We start from the raw sequence: 19,383 nt of genomic DNA, 5'->3' as shown, positions 1-19,383 counted from the left end.
CGCTGGTTTGACGGATGCGCACAACGCCGCGGAACATGCTACGGCGCAGCACAGCCAGTCAACCAACGACACTTGCGCGCCGCCCGTAGTAGTTTGAGCGGCCCAACACAGGCACTTACTGCTATGAAAATCGCTCAAGAAATCCGCGCTGGCAACGTGATCATGTTCGGCAAAGATCCGATGATCGTTCTGAAGACCGAATACGCTCGCGGCGGCCGTGGTGCTGCCACCGTGCGCATGAAGCTCAAGAGCCTGATCGGCAACTTCGGCACCGAAAACGTGTTCAAGGCCGACGACAAGATCGACAACGTGATCCTGGAAAAGAAGGATTGCACGTACTCCTACTTCGCTGACCCCATGTATGTCTGGATGGACCCTGAGTTCAACCAGTACGAAGTGGAAGCCGAAAACATGGCTGACGCACTGAACTACCTCGAAGACGGCATGACCGCTGAAGTGGTGTTCTATGACGGCAAGGCCATCTCGGTCGAACTGCCCACTACCATCGTGCGCGAAATCACCTGGACCGAGCCAGCTGTCAAGGGCGACACCTCCGGCAAGGTGCTCAAGCCTGCCAAGATCGCTACCGGTTTTGAAATCTCCGTGCCACTGTTCGTGAGCCAGGAAGACAAGATCGAAATCGACACCCGCACTGCTGAATACCGCAAGCGCGTGTAATGCCTGGGCTAGCCGCCCAACGCAAGCAAACCTCCATGCCCCGCGCTGGAGGTTTTTTTGTGCCCGATAAAGCCATGCAGCAGTACCTGACATCGCCGATAAGCTGCAACAAAATGCAGAAACATATTTTTACCCATTTAAAATAGCCTTTTATTTCTGCCCCGGTAAAATAGCGCGATCGACCATAACGACAAATGCGTGACCATGAGCACCGAGACAATAACCAGCCGCCTGACCATTTTCCAGGGTCCGCAGCGCCTGCTGCAGGCCGACCGCTTGACGGTGCTGCGCTACTTGCAAAACCACGATGAGCTGCACCCCGGCGGAAGTGCCAACCCCTTGTGGGTGTTTGACGATCTCTCGGGTCTGCGCCTGGACTTGAACTGGCGCGCAGAGCTGGCCCCGCCAGCAGAGGCTAGCGCCGACAACGCAGATGCCAGCTTGCCAACAGCCAACAGCCAACCGGTACCCGCAGATACTGCAGCCCACAGCCGAAGCACCCGCACCGTGGGCCGCCCCAAGCTCGGCGTGGTCTCGCGCGAAGTGACCTTGCTGCCGCGCCACTGGGAGTGGCTCAATCGCCAGCCAGGCGGCGCATCGGCTGCATTGCGCCGGTTGATTGAAGACGCCCGCAACGCCCATGCCCAGCAGGATTCGCAGCGCGCCGCCACCGAAGCTACCTACCAGTTCATGCAGGCGATGGCCGGTGACCTGCCCGGCTTTGACGAGGCCTGCCGCGCATTGTTTGCGCACAAGCAGCCAGCGTTCTTGCTGCAAACCCAGGCTTGGCCTGATGATGTGCAGGCCTATCTGCACCAGCTCAGCCGCCCCATCTGGCCGGTTTAAATGCCCGCCAGGGCTTGGCCCACCGCACCCACACCTCCCCTCCTCCATGACCTCGCCCCTTCCCTCACCCCAGGCCGCAGACGCGGCCTCGTCGTCTGGCACCGCCAACGCAGCTCGCCCCCTGTGGCAGGTCTTTATGGTGTTTCTGGGCCCCATGCTGCTGTCCAATATTCTGCAGTCGCTCTCGGGCACGCTCAACAGCATGTTTCTGGGCCAGATGATGGGCGTGAAGGCGCTGGCCGCCGTAGCGGCATTCTTTCCTGTGATGTTTGTCTTTATCGCCTTTGTCATTGGCCTGGGGGCCGGCGCCTCGGTGCTGATTGGCCAGGCATGGGGTGCCGGCCAGCCCGACAAGGTGCGCGCTATTGCCGGCACCACCTTGCTCGCAGGCTTGGTCATGGGCACATGCGTGGCCTTGTTTGGCGGGCTGTTTACCCAGCCCATCATGCGCATGCTGGGCACGCCGGCTGATATTTTGGAGCAGGCCACGGTCTACTCGCGGATTGTGCTGCTGGGCATGCCGGGGCTGTTTATCTTTCTACTTGCCACCTCGCTGCTGCGCGGTGTGGGCGACACGCTCACGCCCATGTGGTCGCTGATTGTGTCCACCGGCATCGGCCTGGTCAGCACCCCGGCGCTGATTGCCGGCTGGGGGGGCCTGCCGCGCCTGGGCGTGGCCAGCGCGGGGGTGTCGATGATCCTGGGGTTCAGCATCGCCCTCAGCTGGCTGGCGATACAGCTGCGCCGCAAGCGCAGCGTGCTGGCCCCCAACCGCGCCTTGCTGCGCGCCATGCGGCCCGATTGGGGCCTGCTGCGCGCGGTGCTGCGGGTGGGCATTCCCACCGGGGTGCTGATGATCGCCACCTCGCTGGCCGGCCTGGTGGTGCTGTCACTGATCAACGGTTTTGGCTCCAACGCCACCGCTGCCTACGGTGCCGTCAACCAGATCAATGCCTTTGCGCAGTTCCCGCTGATCTCGGTGGCGATTACCGCCTCCATCCTGGCCGCCCAATCGATTGGCGCCGGCCGCAGCGACCGCCTGCCCGCCATCGCCCGCACAGCCTTGCAGATCAATATGGCCATTGGCGGCGCCACTGCCGTGCTGGGCAGCATTTTTGCCCGGCCGCTTCTGTCCATCTTTATCACCGATCCCGACGTGCTACATGTGGCCGTGGAGCTGCTGCGCATTGTGCTGTGGAGCGGCCTGCTGTTTGGCGCCTTTGCCTCGCTGGCCGCGCTGATGCGGGCCAGCGGCGATGTGCTGGTACCCACCTTGATCACCATTGGCGTGATTGCCACCTTGGAGCTGCCGCTGGCCTGGATGTTCAGCCGCCACTTTGGCCTGGTCGGCATCTGGATGGCCTTCCCCGTCTCCTACGGCCTCACCTTGGCGCTGCAAACCTGGTACTACCAGGCGATCTGGAAAAAGCGCCCCATCCGCAAGATGGTGTGAAACCGCCCGCCATGAAAACCCTAGCTTGCACCCTAGCAGGGTGACAAGCCCCGCAAAAACTGAAATGATGGCCGGCTGTACCCATCAGCCTGCCCTAGCCCTTTGCCCTTGCGTATGCCCAACCCCCAGAACCACCGCGTGCCCGTCAAAGGCGCAGTCCACCTGAGCGATTACGATCCAGCCGCCACCCCGTTTGCGCACGGCACCGTCAAGGCCCAGGAAAAAGACCTGAAGATGCTGAACAAGCAGCTGTCCCAGCTGCTACGCCCGCTGCAGGGCGAGAACAAGCGCTCGGTGCTGCTGGTGCTGCAAGGCACCGACACCAGCGGCAAGGATGGCACTGTGCGCGGGGTCTTCAAAGGAACGAGCCCTCAGGGCCTGCGCATGGCCACCTTCAAAAGCCCCAGCAAGGAAGAGCTGTCACACGACTACCTCTGGCGCTGCCACGCCGTGGTACCCGCCAAAGGCGAGGTCGGCATCTGGAACCGCAGCCATTACGAAGACGTGCTGGTGCCCCTGGTCAACGGCTGGATCACACGCCAGGTCGCCAAACAGCGCTATGCACAGATCAACGACTTTGAGCGACTGCTGGCCGAGAACGGAACCACCGTCCTCAAATGCATGCTGCACATCAGCAAGGACGAGCAGCGCCGCCGCCTGCAAGAACGCATTGATGTGCCGGAGAAACGCTGGAAATTCAGCATGGATGACCTCAGCGCGCGCAAGCAGTGGGATGCCTACCAGCAGGCCTATGAAGACCTGCTCGAAGCCACCTCCACCGAGCACGCGCCCTGGTATGTCGTGCCGTCGGACAACAAGCTGCACCGCAACCTGATGGTCAACACCTTGCTCAACCACTGCCTGCTCGATATGCAGCCGCAGTACCCGGTGGACTATCCAGAGCTGGTCGGCCTGCAGGTGGAATAAACGCCAGCACCCAAAGCGCAACAACCAAACAAAAGGGGCCTGCTGCACCAGCAAGGCCCCTTCGCTTTGTGTTTGATCCAGTGTTTAAACCGGCACGCCCACCAGGTCATGGCCCTGGCTGCGCACAATGCGCACCTTGATCAGCTCGCCGACCTTGTAGGTCTTGCTCAGCTTTTCGGGCGGCAGCAGGTGCACAACGCCATCGATCTCGGGCGCATCGGCATAGGTACGGGCAATGCCGCCCTTCTTGCCCAGGCCAATGGCCTTGTCCACCAGCACCTGCATGGTCTGGCCCACACGGCGCTCCAGGCGCTTGGCAGACACCTCTTCGGCCACTTCCATAAAGCGGGCACGGCGCGCCTCGCGCACTTCGGCGGGCAGCATGCCGGGCAGCTCGTTGGCGGTAGCGCCTTCCACGGGGCTGTAGGCAAAGCAGCCGGCGCGGTCAATCTCGGCCTCGCGGATAAAGTCCAGCAGGTGCGCAAACTCTTCCTCGGTCTCACCGGGGAAGCCAGCGATAAAGGTCGATCGGATCACCAGCTCCGGGCAGATCGCACGCCATTCGCGGATGCGCTCCAGGTTGCGCTCACCGCTGGCGGGGCGCTTCATGCGCTTGAGCACATCAGGGTGGCTGTGCTGCAGAGGTACATCCAGGTAAGGCAGCACCAGGCCTTGGGCCATCAGCGGCAAAATCGCATCGACCGATGGGTAGGGGTAGACATAGTGCAGGCGCACCCAGGCGCCATAAGGCTTGGCCAAATCGCCCAGCGCTTCCACCAGCTCCAGCATGCGGGTCTTCACCGGCTTGCCGTCCCAAAAACCGGTGCGGTATTTCACATCCACGCCATAGGCAGAAGTGTCTTGGCTGATGACCAGCAATTCCTTGACGCCGCCAGCAAACAGCGCCTTGGCCTCTTTCAGCACATCACCAATCGGGCGGCTGACCAGGTCACCGCGCATCGACGGGATGATGCAGAAGGTGCAGCGGTGGTTGCAGCCTTCAGAAATCTTCAAATAGGCATAGTGCTTGGGCGTGAGCTTGATACCCGCTTCGCCAAAGCTGCCAGGAACCAGGTCAATAAACGGGTCATGCGGCTTGGGCAGGTTGGTATGCACCGCATCCATCACCTCTTGCGTGGCATGCGGGCCCGTCACTGCCAGCACGCTGGGGTGCATCTGCTTGACCATATTGCCGCCATCGGTGCCCGTCTTGGCGCCCAGGCAACCGGTCACGATCACCTTGCCGTTTTCAGCCAGCGCCTCGCCAATCGTGTCCAGGCTTTCGCGCACCGCATCGTCAATAAAGCCGCAGGTGTTGACGATCACCAGATCCGCGCCTTCAAAGGTCTTGGAGGTCTGGTAGCCCTCGGCGCTCAATTGCGTCAGGATCAGCTCGCTATCGGTCAAAGCCTTTGGACAGCCCAAACTGACAAAGCCCACCTTGGGGACTTTATTGGCTGGGGGCGTGGCAATGGCGGCGTGGGTATCGGTATTCATTTTTTTGCAGGAGAGCCTGGCAACTAATCTGGGCGGTATTTTAAAGCAGGCGCCCCGACAAGGCTCTGCCCCTGGGATATAGACCCGCAGGCGAGGCCCGCACAAACCAAAACCGCCAGCAACTGAGACGCTCAGTGGCTGGCGGTTTTGACAGACTAGTCGGCGGGAATTGAACCCGCGTCCCTCTGCATGCCGTTAATCGTAGCAAGCGGCGATGGCGTTGCTATTGCGCTGCTCAAGGCCGCTTGATCCCAAAAGCCGTCAACATCTGCTCGGTCTGCTTCTGCATCTGCTCCTGCATTTGCTGGAAGAACTGCTGCGACTGGGCCTGGTAGTTGCCGCCGGCCATATCGGGCATGCCGGGTACAGGGGGCATGGCGGGCATTTGCATGCCCAGGAAGTTACGCCACATGTCGGGCGATGCACCCTTCATCTGTTCGGAAAAACGGCCCTGCATCTCCGTGAACATCTGCACATTGCGCTCCAGATAAGAGCCCATAAAGCCCTGCATCGCATGGCCATAGAAGCGGATGATATTGACCAGCATGGCTTCGGTGAACATCGGCGCGCCGCCGGCTTCCTCGTCCAGAATGATCTGCAGCAGGATGCTGCGCGTCAGGTCCTCGCCCGTCTTGGCGTCCTTGACGACGATGGGCTCGTTTTGCATGACCAAGGCCTTGACCTCGGCCAAGGTGATATAGGCAGAGGTCTGGGTGTCGTACAGACGGCGGTTGGGGTACTTCTTGACGACGCGCTCGGAAGCGGTGGCTGTTCCTGGGGTGTTTTCCGGCACGCGGATCTCCTGTGTCTCTCGCCAAGGGCTGGCGTTATGGGTTTTTACCGCAAGGGTAATTTTTAGATTGTAGTGATGCCCAAGGCCTGTTGCAGTGCAGCACTTACCCTTATGTGTTGATCGCTGAGCCCGCCGCCCTCCCTTTGAGCCAGTTGCCAAAGGCCTGCAATGCCGGCTGGGCGGGCATGGGCTCCGTCGCCAGCGGGGTCATCCAATAATAGGCGCGGCTCCCTTTCAAAGGCTGGTCGCAGGCAACCACCAGCTCGCCCCGGGCCAGCTCATCCTCAATCAGCATCGGCGGGATCAGCGCCACGCCCATGCCGGCGGCAGCGGCCACCGCCAGCATCGAGAACAACTCATAGCGCGGGCCATCGAGCGCATGGGGCGCTGGCACGCCAGCGGCATCAAACCATTTGCGCCAGCCATCCGGCCGGGTGCTTTGCTGCAGCAGCGGCAGCTGGGCCAGCACCGGAGGCGATACCGTCAGATAAGCCCGGCCACGCCCGCGCTGGGTGGCGCCCTCCAGCAGGCGCGGGCTGCAAACCGGCACGATCAGCTCGTCCATCAACCAGGTGGCCTGGGTGCCCGGCCACTGGCGCGCCTGCTCTGCCGTGCCGGCATAGATGGCCGCATCGACCAGGCGCTCGGCAAAGGCAAAGGGCCGCGTCTGCACATCGATATGCACCACCACGCCCGGGTGCTGTTGCAAGAACTGCGGCAGGCGCGGCAGCAGCCAGCGGGTGGCAAAGGTGGGCACCGCCGCAATGCTGATAGCACCGCCCGCGCCCTGGTGGGCCATGATGTCCAGGGTGCCGCGCTCGATGCCCTGCAGCCACTGCGCCACTTGCTGGCTGTACTGGTGGCCTGCCACCGTCAGCACCATGCCATGGCGCGAGCGCTTGAACAGCTGCACGCCCAGCTGCTCTTCCAGCGCAATGATCTGGCGCGAGACGGCGCTCTGCGTCAGCGCCAGCTCCTGGGCGGCGCGGGTATAGCTCTCATGGCGGGCGGCAGCCTCAAAACAGGCCAGGGCCTGGGTGGACGGAATCATTCGGCGCATATCTTGTCTCCGATGTGACGCATCCAATCGCCTAGCTATTCTCTAGGGATGCACAGGACAAACGTCTCTATAAATGCGAATTTCGCATATCTGGATGATAAACAATCGTTTGCCGCCCTGCGATGGCGGGCCTACCATGGCGGCTGTTTTGGCAGGCCCGCGCTTCTGCGCCCGGCCACGCCTTCCGACAAGCGAACACAGATCCAAGGAGCAGACATGGCCCAATTCACCTGGGAAGACCCCTTCCACCTCGACGAACAACTGAGCGAAGACGAGCGCATGATCCGCGACGCCTCGCGCGCCTACTGCCGCGACAAGCTGGCACCGCGCGTGCAAGAGATGTTCCGCAAGGAATCGGTGGATACCAGCATCTTCCGTGAGATGGGCGAGCTGGGCCTGCTGGGCCCGACCATCCCGACCGAATACGGCGGCGCTGGCCTCAACTATGTGAGCTACGGCCTGGTGGCACGCGAGATCGAGTACATCGACTCGGGCTACCGCTCGATGGCCTCGGTGCAGTCCTCCTTGGTGATGGTGCCGATCAACGAATTCGGCACCGAAGCGCAAAAGCAAAAGTACCTGCCCAAGCTGGCATCGGGCGAGTTCATCGGCTGCTTTGGCCTGACCGAGCCTGACCACGGCTCTGACCCTGGCAGCATGGCCACCCGCGCCTACAAGGTGGATGGCGGCTACAAGCTCAAGGGCAGCAAGATGTGGATCACCAACAGCCCCATCGCCGATGTGTTTGTGGTCTGGGCCAAGGAAGTCTCCGAAGGCGGCGCCGTCGGCCAGATCCGTGGTTTTGTGCTGGAAAAGGGCATGAAGGGCCTGTCGGCTCCTGCGATCCACGGCAAGGTAGGCCTGCGCGCATCGATCACCGGCGAAATCGTCATGGACGATGTGTTCGTGCCCGAAGAAAACGCCTTCCCCGAAGTGCGTGGCTTGAAGGGCCCCTTCACCTGCCTGAACAGCGCCCGCTTTGGCATTGCCTGGGGTGCGATGGGTGCGGCCGAGTTCTGCTGGCACACCGCCCGCCAGTACACGATGGACCGCAAGCAGTTTGGCCGCCCCTTGGCCGCCAACCAGCTGATCCAGAAAAAACTGGCCGACATGCAGACCGAAATCACCCTGGGCCTGCAAGCCGCACTGCGCGTGGGCCGCATGAAGGACGAGCACCAGAACGTGATCGAGATCACCTCGCTGATCAAGCGCAACAACTGCGGCAAGTCGCTGGACATTGCCCGCCTGGCCCGCGACATGATGGGCGGCAACGGCATCAGCGACGAGTTCGGTGTGGCCCGCCACCTGGTGAACCTGGAAGTGGTGAACACCTATGAAGGCACGCACGATGTGCACGCGCTGATCCTGGGTCGCGCCCAGACCGGCATCGCCGCGTTCGCCAACTAAGAGGCAAACCGCTCTATGGCATACAGCGCCCGCTGCTGCATGCCCGCCCACAACCCACTTCACCGCAGGCGCTGCGTGGGTGGGTTGTGGTGTTTTGTGATCGCTTAACCACCCCCTTGCCGGATGCGAATGGCGCCGCCCTGAGGCCGCACGTACCATCGGCGAGTTTTGCAGAAATTTCTTGCTGCAGCGCCTGTTGCACATGCATGGGCAGCTATCAAATTTGGAGACACCATGACCGCACCCATCGCGCCGCTGGACGGCATCAAAGTACTGGATCTGTCGCGGGTGCTCGCTGGCCCCTGGTGTGCGCAGATGCTGGGTGACCTGGGCGCAGAAGTGATCAAGGTCGAGCGCCCCGAAGCCGGCGACGACACGCGCCACTGGGGCCCTCCCTACCTGCACACCGATGACGGCGCCAAGACCGAGCAGGCGAGCTACTACACCTGCTGCAACCGCAACAAGCGCAGCATCACCATCGACATGGCCTCGCCCCAGGGCCAGGCGCTGATCATTGAGCTAGCCAAAGAGGCCGACATCTTGGTCGAGAACTTCAAGGTGGGCGGCCTTAAAGGCTATGGCCTGGACTATGAAAGCCTGCGCAAAATCAACCCACGCCTGATCTACTGTTCGGTCACCGGCTTTGGCCAGACCGGCCCCTACGCTCCGCGCGCTGGCTACGATCTGATGGTGCAGGCGATGAGCGGCATGATGAGCATCACCGGCCACCCCGATGGCGAGCCCGGTGGCGGCCCGCTCAAGGTGGGGGTTGCGGTGACTGATGTGTTCACCGGCATCTACTCCTGCTGCTCCATCCTGGCCGCACTGCAGGCCCGCCACCGGACCGGCGAAGGTCAGCACATCGACATGGCCCTGCTGGACGTGGGCATGGCCGTGCTGGCCAACCAGGCCGTGGGCTACCTGAATGCCGATGAGATTCCGCAGCGCGCCGGCAATATCCACCCGAGCGTGGGCCCGTATCAGGACTTCCCCAGCAAGGACGGCAATGTGCTGCTGGCCATTGGCAACGACGGCCAGTTCGCCCGCTTTTGCGCCGCCACCGGCAACGAGGCCTGGGCCCAGGATGCCCGCTTTACCCGCAACTCGGGCCGCATCATCCACCGCAAGGATTTGCAGGAACTGATGTACCCGCTGATGAAGACCCGCACCACCGCCGAGTGGATTGCGCTGCTGGAAGACAAGGCCGTCCCCTGCGGCCCCATCAACAATATCGCCCAGGCCTTTGACGATGAGCAGGTGATTGCGCGCGGCCTGCATGTGCAGATTCCCCGTGATGCCGGCGACCAGATCGGTACCATCAGCACCGTCGCCAGCCCCATGCGGCTGACCGCTACGCCGCCGGTGGTGCGCCGTCCACCGCCCGCGATGGGCCAGCACACCGACGAGATCCTGGCCGAGCTGGGCCGCTCGCCCGCGCAGATTGCGCAGCTGCACAGCGAAGGCGTGGTCTAAGGGTCGGCGCTATTGCCTTGATGCACCAAGGGCCATGACGCGGCCCTTTTTTCATCCCTTGAGAGACTCAGTCAAACAGACCCAGGCTGATGCCATCGCCCAGCGCTGCGCCCTCCCACTCCAGCATTTGCAATTTGGTGCGCGTGCCACCATTGGCCGAGAAGCCGCCGCGCGCGCCATGCGCCGCCAAGATGCGGTGGCAGGGCACCACGGGGGCAAAGGGGTTGGCGCCCAGCGCCTGGCCTACCGCACGGGCCATTCCCTTACCACCCAAATCGTCGGCCAGCTCACCATAGCTGCGCGTCTGCCCCGGCTCAATGGCCAGCGCCAGCTGGTACACCGCACGCGAAAAATCCGGCACGCCATGCCAGTCCAGCACAACATCATCGAGCAGTGGCAAACCGCTGTGTGCAGACCAGCGGTTCAAGGTCAGCAGGCTGCGCAGGTCGCCCAGCACGGGGGCAGGTGCATCCGGCCAGCGCGCGCTGCCTTCTGGTTCACTAGTCTCCTGGCGCCCGGCCAGCAGCCACTGCACGCCGGCCACTGCCTGCAATGCCTGGTCACTCAGATCACCGGGTGCCTGGGCCTGTCGCCACAGCCCTTCGCGGCGCTGGCGGGCATGCTCCAACACACGCATCTGTGTAGCCTCCAGGCTGGGCTCGGGCAGCCGCAGCGCGACAACCGCATGCGCACCCCAAGCAATGCCGCAAACACCCAGGCGGGTGCGGAACAAGGCATGGCCCGTTTGCGCAGCATCCCAGGCATCGCTGGGCGGGGAGCGAGGAGAAAGCGGCTCGGTGTTCATGCCCCGCATCTTGCCCCCGCGATGCAGACCCCGCAAGCCGCAGTGCCACTGTCAGCCTTTGGCGCCAACCTCGCAGTGGCAACCGGGCTGACCGGACAATCGACCCCGTGTTCACCCATAAGAAGCTATCGATGACCGACACCCTGCAAGCCCAGCACACCGCCATCCTGCTTGAGGTGCTCAACAACGCCCACCGCAACCGCCATCAGCAGCAAGGCCGTCCCTTTGCCGCAGCGATTGCCGATGATGCGGGCCGCATCCTGGGCCGGGGCGTCAACACCATCAGCCAGACGCAGGATATGACGGGCCATGCCGAGATGGAGGCCATCCGCGACTGCTGCCACCAGCGCCAGCTGCCGCATCTGCAGGGGCTGACGGTCTATGCCTCCGGCCACCCCTGCCCCATGTGCCTGGCGGCGATTGTGGCGGGCCAGGCCAAGCAGGTGTTTTTTGCGTTTGACAATGCCGATGCAGCGCCCTATGGGCTGTCGAGCGAAGGCGTCTACCAGCGCCTGGGTTTGCAGCTGCAACCGCCGCCGCTGCCCATCCAGCGGCTGGACTTGGGCATCAGCGCAGCGCAGCTTTATGGCGATGCGCCCTGGCCCAGCGCGGGCTAAAACGCGTCTCACATCTCGCGCCCATTTGCATCGGCTTTACGTCTGCCCCTTATGATCGGGCAGTTTTTTTGGCGGCCACGCCGTCCTTCTCTTCCTCTGCATGACCCCGCCTTCACCCTCGCCCCCTGCCCTTGACCGCCAAGCACTGCGCTGGATTGCCGCATTGTTTGTACTGGTCATGGCCAGCCGCCTGCTGGCTTCGCACGGGGTGTCCTGGGACCAAAACGAGCAGCTGGTCTGGTCGCAGCAACTGGCGCTGGGTTACGGCCCGCAGCCGCCGCTCTATACCTGGCTGCAGTGGGCACTGGGCCTGGTGCTGGGGCCCAGCACCTTCGCGGTGGTGCTGCTTAAAAACAGCCTGGTTGCGCTGAGCTTTGTGTTTATGCTGCTGGCCGCGCACCAAGTGCTGCCGGCTCGCCAAGCCTGGCTGGCCGCTGCCGGTATGGCCTGGTTGCCAGGCATGGCCTGGCAACTGCTGCGCGACCAAACCCATACGGTGATGCTGACCTGCGCGATCTGCGCCACCTGGTGGTTGCTGCTGCGTCAGCTGCGCCAGCCCCGCCCGCTGGGCTTTGTCTACCTGGGCTTGGCCGTGGCATGGGGCATGCTGTCCAAGTACAGCTATTTGCTGGTGGCGGTCACCCTGCTGCTGGCCTGCCTGAGCATCGCCAACACCCGCCGGTCCCTGCTATCGCGCGGCTGGTGGCTGACCCCGTTGATCAGCATCGCGCTCGTGGCCCCGCATGCCTGGTGGGTGCTGGACCACTGGCAGGCGGCCAGCGGTGCCACCTTGGACAAACTGCACCCGGCAGAGACCAGCTCCTACCTCAGCGGCTTGCTGATGGGCCTGCGCGATCTGCTCGCTTTCCTGCTGCTGGCCGTGCTGCCCTGGCTGCTGATGGCCCGCTTGTCCAGCGGGCGTTTTTGGCAGCAAGTCACCACTGAAACCGACATCGCCCCGAATCGCAACACCACACCCGACTGGCTGGTGCCGCTACTGGGACGCTATATGGCACTAGTAGCGGGCTCGCTCGCGCTGATGGCCTTCGCGGGCGCCGCCAAGTTCGATGGCCGCTGGATCCAGCCGCTGCTGCTGGTTTTTCCGCTCTACATGCTGGCCCGCTGGCCGGCGATTGCGCAGTCCGCCAAAAGCCGAAAACGCTATCTGCTGGCCTGCCTGGGCATGCTGGTACTGGTGTGGTCTCTGGCCTTGCTGGCGCCGCTGCGCGATGCCAAGCGGGGCAAGGGTGACCGCCTCAACTGGCAGCTGGACCTGATTGCCAACACCTTGCGCCAGGCCGGCTACCAAGGCCAGGGCATGGTGCTGGCCGAGCACCACACCACCGGCGGCGTCATGCGCATTTTGTTTCCGCAGGCGCAGATCGTGGTCTGCGATGCGGATGAGCCGGGCTTCCACATGGATTGTGCTTGGCAGGCCGCAGAAAGTGCGCGCAAGCAGCACCTGCCTTGGCTGCAAATCTCCACCGAAGATCCGGCCCCCGATGCCTGGTGGTGGGCCGCCTGGCCGGTCGATGCGATGCTGCAGGTGCAACAGGCCGAGCTGCCCTACCGCTGGACCGACCCGGCGCATGCGCAGATGCGGATGAACTTTGTGGTGTCTCCGGCGGGCAGCTAAACATCGCCGGGCGCCTCTAAGATGCGGTCATTTCCCTCGCCGCCGAGACCATGACCGACACCCCGCCCATCGCCCAAGAACACTGGATCAGCCTGCCCCAACAGGGCCGGCTGTATGCCAAAACCTGGACCCCCGCTGCACCGCAAAAAGCGCCCCTGGTGCTTATGCATGACTCCTTGGGTTCCGTCGCGCTGTGGCGCGATTTTCCGGCTCAACTGGCCCAGGCCACAGGCCGGCAGGTGGTTGCCTATGACCGGCTGGGCTTTGGCCAATCGGATGCGCGTACAGATTCTCTGTCGCCGCAGTTTGTCGGCGAAGAGGCGGAGATCTATTTTCCGGTCGTACGCGAACATCTGGGCCTGGAGCGCTTTGCATTGCTTGGCCACAGCGTGGGTGGCGGCATGGGTATTGCTATTGCGGCCGGTGCGGGCCAGGACTGTACGGCGCTGGTGACCATCGCCGCCCAGGCCTTTGTCGAAGACCGCACATGGGCGGGCATTGTCGAGGCCCGGGCCCTGTTCCAGGACGCTGCGCAGCTGGAGCGCCTGGCCAAGTACCACGGCAGCAAAGCGCGTTGGGTGGTAGATGCTTGGACGGAGACCTGGCTCAGCCCCGCGTTTGCCGACTGGACGGTGGATGCCTGGCTGCCCCGCTTGCAATGCCCCCTGCTCGCCATCCATGGCGAGCTGGATGAATACGGCAGCACCGCGCACCCTGAGCGCATCGCCCGCCAGGCGGGTGCCGGCGGCCAGGCCGAGATAATAGCCGGCGCCCACCATATGCCGCACCGCGAAATGGCCGAGCAGGTGCTCGGCCTTGTGCAGGCGTTTTTGGCGCAGGCCGACTAGACCTGCAACCTGTCTTTAGTAGGCCACGGTGAAACGGGCCTTGCTGTGCAGATGCTGCTCCAGCGCATCGACCAGCGCCACTGCCAGATCAGCCGCCGAGATATCGCCAGCGCTGCCATCGGCCTGCCACAGCGGCTCGTCCTTGCCGGTACGGTAGTTGCCAGTGCGGCCTTGGCTTTGCGCGGCCGATCCGCCATGGAAGCCTACGGGCGGGCTCAGCAAGCTCCAGTCCAGCACGGCCTCCTTTTGCAGCTCCGTGAACATATCGCGGGCCGCACTGGCACCGGGCTTGATGGCAGCGGGGAAGTCCGGCGAATCCACCAGCTGCTGGCCATTCACAAACAGACTGCCCGCGCCGCCGACTACCAGGTAACGCGGCACACCGGCTGCGCGGGTGCCGGCCACGATGGCGCGCGAGCCCTTGAGGAAATCCTCGTAAATGTGGGGGTTGGTCCAGCCCGCGTTGTAGGCCGACAGCACCGCATCGCTACCTGCTGCGGCCTTCTCCACCACGGCCGCATCCATCACATCGCCTTGCAGCACTTGCAGATGGGCGCGGGGCGCCAGCTTGGCGGGGTCGCGTACCACGGCGACGACGTCATGGCCGCGTTGCAGCAGTTCATCAAGCAAGGCCGCGCCGACAAAACCGGTAGCGCCAATAAGGGTGACTTTCATCGTATTTCCTTCGCATGGACAAAGGCGGGCAGACCTCTGCCACACCATGACTGCATCGTATTCCCGAAGAGGAGAATTGATAATCCACCAATTAGAAGCAACTCTTTGAAGCTGAGCTTCATAATCGCCGCATGGAAGACCTCAAGCGCATGGCCATTTTTGCCACCGTGGTGGAGCAAGGCTCGATGAGCGCCGCCGCGCGCCTGCTGGGCCTGAGCGCCTCGGCCGTCAGCCAGCAGATCCGCCACTTGGAGGCCCAGGCGGGGCTGCCGCTGATGCACCGCACCACGCGCAGGCTCAGCCTGTCTGAAGCGGGGCAGCGCTTTTATGGGCAATGCGCGGTGATGCTACAGGCCGCGCGCCAGGCACGCGCCGAGCTGGATGCCGAGCGCGACGAGCCGGTGGGTGAGTTGCGCATCGCCGCAGTGCTGGGCCTGGCCGCGCCGCTGGGCCGGGCGCTGGCGCCCTTGCTGCATGCCCATCCGCAGCTGCGCCTGCAGTTGCTGCTCGATGATTCCCACCAGGATCTGGTGGCAGAGCGGGTGGATATCGCCATTCGCCTGGGTGGGTTGCCCGATTCCAGCTGGGTGGCCCGCCCGCTGGGCACCTTGCCGTGGTGGATATGCGCCGCCCCCGCGCTGGCACAAGGCAGACCGGCGCCGCAAAACCCGCAGGCCCTGCAGAGCTGGCCCTGGATGGCACGCAATATCGGTAAATCCACCAGCGCCCGCATGGAGCTGCAGCACCGCCACAGTGGCGAGCTAGTGGTGCTGCACACCACGCCGCGCATCATCAGCAACCAGCAATATGCGCTGCAGCAGCTGTGTACCGAGGGGCTGGGCGTTGCGCGGCTGTTCTCGCTCGAAGTGGCCGACCAGGTGCGCAGCGGCCAGCTGCTGCGCCTGCTGCCTGACTGGGACTGCGGCAGCCTCAGCATCTCCGCCCTCACCCCTGGGCGCCAGGCGCTGCCGGCGCGGGTGCGGCTGGCGCTGGCGGCGCTGCAGGCCCACTTTGCGCCGCTGGCGCTGGGCTAATCACCGACCGCGCCAAGGACCAGTTGCAGGCCATCGTGGGCCAGATGAGGGGGCACTCACACCCCTCTGTTGTGCCAAAAGAACGTGAGGGGCAGCGGTGGTTTTGTCAAATAAGCAAGAATCCTCCCTTGGTGGTCGGTGTACTGCCTTGGTCCTTATCGCTGCGCGCAACTCGCGCAGCCTACTAAACCGCCGTGTTATCCGGACGGCGGTGGATTAACGAACGGAAGCTCTATGACCCACTCTACCGCTCGCCGCTCGGCGCTGCGCGGCCTTTCGCTGGCCGCGTTGACCCTCTCCAGCCTGACAAGCTTCAGCGCCCACGCCGACACCCCTGCGGTGCTGCGTGTATCGGCTATCCCCGACGAGGCACCGACGGAGCTGCAGCGCAAGTTCAAGCCGCTGGGCGAGTACCTGTCGCAGGCAACGGGCATGAAGGAGGTGTTCACGCCCGTGACCGACTATGCGGCGGTGGTGGAATCCCTGGCCACCAAGAAGCTGGACCTGGCCTGGCTGGGCGGCTTTACCTATGTGCAGGCAAAGATCCGCACCAATGGCACGGCCATCCCGATCGTGCAGCGCGCCGAGGATGCGGTGTTCACCAGCAAGTTCATCACGGCCGACCCCAGCATCCAGACCCTGGCGGACCTGAAGGGCAAGACCTTTGCGTTTGGTGCGCCCTCGTCCACCTCGGGCAGTCTGATGCCGCGCTACTTTCTGCTGCAAGACGGTCTGAACCCTGAGAAGGATTTCAAGACCGTCGCCTACTCGGGCGCGCATGATGCCACGGTCGCCTTTGTGGCCGCTGGCAAGGCCGAGGCCGGCGTGCTCAATACGTCGGTATGGGACAAGCTGGTCGAAACCAAGAAGGTGGACCCCAGCAAGGTGCGCGTGTTTGCCACCACCCCCACCTACTTTGACTACAACTGGACGGTGCGCGGCGACCTGGACCCGGCCATCATCAAGAAGCTGACCGATGCCTTCCTGGCACTGGACCCGGCCAACCCGGAGCACAAGGCGCTGATGGATTTGCAGCGCGCCTCCAAGTTCATCCCCACCAAGCCTGAGAACTACGCGGGCACCGAGGCGGCTGCCAAGTCCGCCGGTCTGCTCAAGTAAGTGGCCGCCTGACACTGGCCCGGCTGATGGCGCAACGCGCCGTTCGCCGTGGGCCGGCCAGCGCCATGCTTGTCCTGTTTTCTACGGTTGGATCCATGAGCTTTGTGCTTGACGATGTGGGACTCACCCACGCCAATGGTTTTGTCGCGCTGTCGGGCATTCGGCTGTCTGCCGCGCAGGGCGATAGCATTGCGCTGATAGGCCCCTCGGGCGGCGGCAAGACCTCGCTGCTGACGGTGATCGGCACGGCCCATCTGCCCAGCAAGGGCCGCATGCAGGTGCTGGGCCAGGCCCTGCCAACGGCGCCCGCCACTCCCTCCGCGCGCCAGCTCAAAGCGCTGCGCAGCCGCATCGGCACCGTACACCAAAGCGCGCCGATTGCGCTGCGCCAGCGGGTGGTCACCGCCGTGCTGGCGGGCCGCCTGGGTCAGTGGCCGCTGTGGAAGGCACTGGCATCCCTGGCCTACCCGCAAGACATTGCCGGCGCCCGCGAGGCGCTGGCCCGCGTGCAGCTGGAGGACAAGCTCTTTGCGCGCTGCGACCAGCTCTCTGGCGGCCAGCTGCAGCGCGTGGGCATTGCCCGGGTGCTGTACCAGCAGGCCCGGCTGATTCTGGCCGATGAGCCGGTCTCCGCGCTGGACCCTGCGCTGTCGCTGGCCACCGTGCAGTTGCTGGTGCAAGAGGCCGCCGCGCGCCAGGCCACCTTGGTGGCCAGCCTGCATGCGGTGGACCTGGCCCTGAGCTGCTTTGCGCGCATTGTCGGCATCCGCGATGGCCGGATAGCCTTTGACCTGCCTGCCGCGCAAGTGAGCCAGGCGCAGCTGCAGGCCTTGTACGCCCATGCCGATGGCAGCGCGGCCGCACTGCCGACCTTGGGCAGCATGGCCAGCGCTGCGCCAGAGGTGGCAGCCGGCGCCTCGGCCGAAGTGATCACATGCCGCTGATGCCCGCCACCCCGGTAGGCACAGAGCGCCGCGACCCGGCTGCCCGTGGCCGGCTCATCGCGCTGCTGCTGGCGTTGGTCGTGCTATGGCCGATGCTGCAGACCTCGGGCTTCTCGCTGGCGCCGTTTTTTGACAGCAACAACCTCAAAGTGGTCGGTGGCTTTCTGGCCCAGTTTCTGCCGCCCGAGAGCAGCCAGGAGTTTCTGGCCTACCTGGGCCAGGCCAGCCTGGAGACCCTGGCCATTGCCACCGCCGGCATGGCGCTGGCGCTGCTGCTGGCGCTGCCGCTGTCCTACCTGGCCAGCGGCGCTGCGAGAGAGAAAGTCAGCCTCAACCCCATAACCCGGGCCGTATTGACCATCTTGCGCGGCGTGCCCGAGCTGGTCTGGGCGCTGGTGTTTGTGCGGGTGTTTGGCCTGGGCCCCGCCGCGGGCGTGCTGGCGCTTGGCCTCACCTATGGCGGCATGCTGGCGAAGGTCTATGCCGAGATTCTGGAATCCACCGACCCGGCCCCTGCCCGCGCCTTGCGCGCCAGCGGTGCAGGCCGTTTGCAGGCCTTGCTCTACGGCAGCTTGCCGCAGGCGGCGCGCGAGCTCACCTCGTACAGCGTCTACCGCTGGGAATGCGCGATCCGCGCCTCGGTGGTGATGGGCTTTGTCGGCGCCGGTGGCCTGGGCCAGCTGATGGACCAGGCCATGAAGATGCTCAACGGCGGCGAAGTTGCCAGCATCTTGCTGGCCTTTATGCTGCTGGTGGCGCTGGCCGATCTGCTGTCCTGGTGGCTGCGCCGCGCGCTGGATACACCGCCAGCAGCCCGTGCGCTGCCCTTTGGCTGGCGCAGCGCGGCCTTGCTGGTGCTGGGCGGCATCGGCCTCTGGGCCAGCTTCGGCTTGCTCGGTATCGACTGGTCCGCTTTGTTCAGCCGCGATGCGCTGCAATCCATGGGCAGCTTTGTGGCCGGCTTTTTCTCACCCGATCTGAGCGCCGCCTGGCTACGCAAGGTGGCCCAGGGCGTGTGGGAGACCTTGGCTATCTCCATCATCGGCACCTTGTTGGCGGCGGCTGGCGGACTGCTGCTGGCCTTGCCGCGCTGGCGCACGCCTTGGAACGCGCTGCTCAACCTGCTGCGCTCGGTGCCCGAGCTGGTCTGGGCGACGATCACCGTGCTGGCCGTGGGCCTGGGGCCGTTTGCAGGGGCGCTGGCATTGGGCTTGCACACCGCAGGGGTGCTGGGCCGGCTCTATGCCGAGGCCTTGCAAAACGCGCCTGCCGCCCCTGCCCGGGCGCTGCGCCTAGCCGGCAGCAGCCGCCTGCTGGCCTTTTGCTACGGCACCCTGCCAGCGGCCGCGCCGCAGTTGCTGGCCTACACCTTGTACCGCTGGGAGATGAACATCCGCATGGCGGCCATCCTCGGCTTTGTCGGCGCTGGCGGCCTGGGCCAGCTGCTGTATTTCGAGCTCTCCCTGTTCCACTATGCGCAGGCCAGCACGGTCATCATCGCCATGCTGCTGCTGAGCATGGCGGTGGACTGGAGCAGTGCCGCGCTGCGCCGCGCGATGCGATAACCACGA

The 19,383-nt window shown here is 64.2% G+C and carries 18 protein-coding genes; 13 read left to right on the top strand and 5 right to left on the bottom strand.

Features of this window, described 5'->3' with window-relative positions; all coding sequences use genetic code 11:
* Positions 1-123 precede the first annotated feature (123 nt).
* From efp to HS961_RS08985, 4 genes are all read left to right on the top strand, one after another.
* Positions 124-678, top strand: a complete 555-nt coding sequence (gene efp / locus HS961_RS09000; protein WP_182327373.1) for an elongation factor P — start codon at positions 124-126, stop codon at positions 676-678.
* Between the two features lie 204 nt (positions 679-882).
* Positions 883-1,524: a DUF2239 family protein gene (locus tag HS961_RS08995; protein WP_182327372.1), complete on the top strand. Its 642-nt coding sequence runs from the start codon at positions 883-885 to the stop codon at positions 1,522-1,524.
* A gap of 46 nt (positions 1,525-1,570) precedes the next feature.
* Positions 1,571-2,977 carry an MATE family efflux transporter gene (locus HS961_RS08990; RefSeq protein WP_182327371.1) on the top strand — a complete coding sequence of 469 codons (1,407 nt, stop codon included), beginning with the start codon at positions 1,571-1,573 and terminating at the stop codon, positions 2,975-2,977.
* Positions 2,978-3,091: 114 nt separating this feature from the next.
* Positions 3,092-3,904: a PPK2 family polyphosphate kinase gene (locus HS961_RS08985; RefSeq protein WP_182327370.1), complete on the top strand. Its 813-nt coding sequence runs from the start codon at positions 3,092-3,094 to the stop codon at positions 3,902-3,904.
* An 84-nt stretch (positions 3,905-3,988) separates the two neighbouring features.
* On the opposite strand, the gene rimO is transcribed toward HS961_RS08985, so the two are convergent.
* The 3 genes from rimO to HS961_RS08970 all read right to left on the bottom strand — a co-directional run bounded on the left by rimO (position 3,989) and on the right by HS961_RS08970 (position 7,254).
* Positions 3,989-5,401: a 30S ribosomal protein S12 methylthiotransferase RimO gene (rimO, locus tag HS961_RS08980; protein WP_182327369.1), complete on the bottom strand. Its 1,413-nt coding sequence runs from the start codon at positions 5,399-5,401 to the stop codon at positions 3,989-3,991.
* 235 nt (positions 5,402-5,636) lie between these two features.
* Positions 5,637-6,194 carry a polyhydroxyalkanoate synthesis repressor PhaR gene (phaR, locus tag HS961_RS08975; protein WP_182327368.1) on the bottom strand — a complete coding sequence of 186 codons (558 nt, stop codon included), beginning with the start codon at positions 6,192-6,194 and terminating at the stop codon, positions 5,637-5,639.
* Between the two features lie 109 nt (positions 6,195-6,303).
* Positions 6,304-7,254, bottom strand: a complete 951-nt coding sequence (locus HS961_RS08970; RefSeq protein ID WP_182327367.1) for a LysR substrate-binding domain-containing protein — start codon at positions 7,252-7,254, stop codon at positions 6,304-6,306.
* A gap of 216 nt (positions 7,255-7,470) precedes the next feature.
* Here HS961_RS08970 and HS961_RS08965 point away from each other — a divergent pair, with 216 nt between their 5' ends.
* Positions 7,471-8,661: an acyl-CoA dehydrogenase gene (locus HS961_RS08965; RefSeq protein WP_182327366.1), complete on the top strand. Its 1,191-nt coding sequence runs from the start codon at positions 7,471-7,473 to the stop codon at positions 8,659-8,661.
* A 234-nt stretch (positions 8,662-8,895) separates the two neighbouring features.
* Positions 8,896-10,134 (top strand): CaiB/BaiF CoA transferase family protein, encoded by a 1,239-nt coding sequence (locus tag HS961_RS08960; protein ID WP_182327365.1) that lies wholly within the window; start codon positions 8,896-8,898, stop codon positions 10,132-10,134.
* 67 nt (positions 10,135-10,201) lie between these two features.
* On the opposite strand, the gene HS961_RS08955 is transcribed toward HS961_RS08960, so the two are convergent.
* A complete protein-coding gene (locus tag HS961_RS08955; RefSeq protein WP_182327364.1) occupies positions 10,202-10,939 on the bottom strand; it encodes a methylated-DNA--[protein]-cysteine S-methyltransferase in 738 nt (245 codons plus the stop codon).
* Positions 10,940-11,070: 131 nt separating this feature from the next.
* On the opposite strand from HS961_RS08955, the gene HS961_RS08950 reads away from it, so the two are divergent.
* From HS961_RS08950 to HS961_RS08940, 3 genes are all read left to right on the top strand, one after another.
* Positions 11,071-11,556, top strand: coding sequence for a nucleoside deaminase (locus tag HS961_RS08950; RefSeq protein WP_182328188.1), 486 nt, complete (start codon positions 11,071-11,073; stop codon positions 11,554-11,556).
* 100 nt (positions 11,557-11,656) lie between these two features.
* A complete protein-coding gene (locus tag HS961_RS08945; RefSeq protein ID WP_182327363.1) occupies positions 11,657-13,192 on the top strand; it encodes a glycosyltransferase family 39 protein in 1,536 nt (511 codons plus the stop codon).
* Positions 13,193-13,242: 50 nt separating this feature from the next.
* Positions 13,243-14,040: an alpha/beta fold hydrolase gene (locus HS961_RS08940; protein WP_182327362.1), complete on the top strand. Its 798-nt coding sequence runs from the start codon at positions 13,243-13,245 to the stop codon at positions 14,038-14,040.
* A 15-nt stretch (positions 14,041-14,055) separates the two neighbouring features.
* On the opposite strand, the gene HS961_RS08935 is transcribed toward HS961_RS08940, so the two are convergent.
* Positions 14,056-14,715, bottom strand: coding sequence for an NAD(P)-dependent oxidoreductase (locus HS961_RS08935; RefSeq protein ID WP_182327361.1), 660 nt, complete (start codon positions 14,713-14,715; stop codon positions 14,056-14,058).
* A gap of 131 nt (positions 14,716-14,846) precedes the next feature.
* Between HS961_RS08935 and HS961_RS08930 the strand changes: the two genes are divergently transcribed.
* The 4 genes from HS961_RS08930 to phnE all read left to right on the top strand — a co-directional run bounded on the left by HS961_RS08930 (position 14,847) and on the right by phnE (position 19,377).
* Positions 14,847-15,749 carry a LysR family transcriptional regulator gene (locus HS961_RS08930; protein ID WP_182327360.1) on the top strand — a complete coding sequence of 301 codons (903 nt, stop codon included), beginning with the start codon at positions 14,847-14,849 and terminating at the stop codon, positions 15,747-15,749.
* 234 nt (positions 15,750-15,983) lie between these two features.
* Entirely contained in the window at positions 15,984-16,868 is an 885-nt protein-coding gene (locus HS961_RS08925; protein WP_182327359.1) for a putative selenate ABC transporter substrate-binding protein, read from the top strand.
* Positions 16,869-16,963: 95 nt separating this feature from the next.
* Positions 16,964-17,812: a phosphonate ABC transporter ATP-binding protein gene (locus HS961_RS08920; protein WP_182327358.1), complete on the top strand. Its 849-nt coding sequence runs from the start codon at positions 16,964-16,966 to the stop codon at positions 17,810-17,812.
* On the top strand, positions 17,812-19,377 hold the full coding sequence (gene phnE / locus HS961_RS08915) for a phosphonate ABC transporter, permease protein PhnE (protein WP_182328187.1): 1,566 nt from the start codon (positions 17,812-17,814) through the stop codon (positions 19,375-19,377). The genes HS961_RS08920 and phnE overlap by 1 nt, the downstream gene beginning before the upstream one ends.
* Positions 19,378-19,383: the final 6 nt, after the last annotated feature.

The sequence above is a fragment of the Comamonas piscis genome (genome assembly GCF_014109725.1).
GTDB lineage: Bacteria > Pseudomonadota > Gammaproteobacteria > Burkholderiales > Burkholderiaceae_C > Comamonas > Comamonas piscis.
The sequence above is the reverse complement of the archived record's forward strand: the minus strand, read 5'-3'. Positions and strand labels throughout refer to the sequence as shown.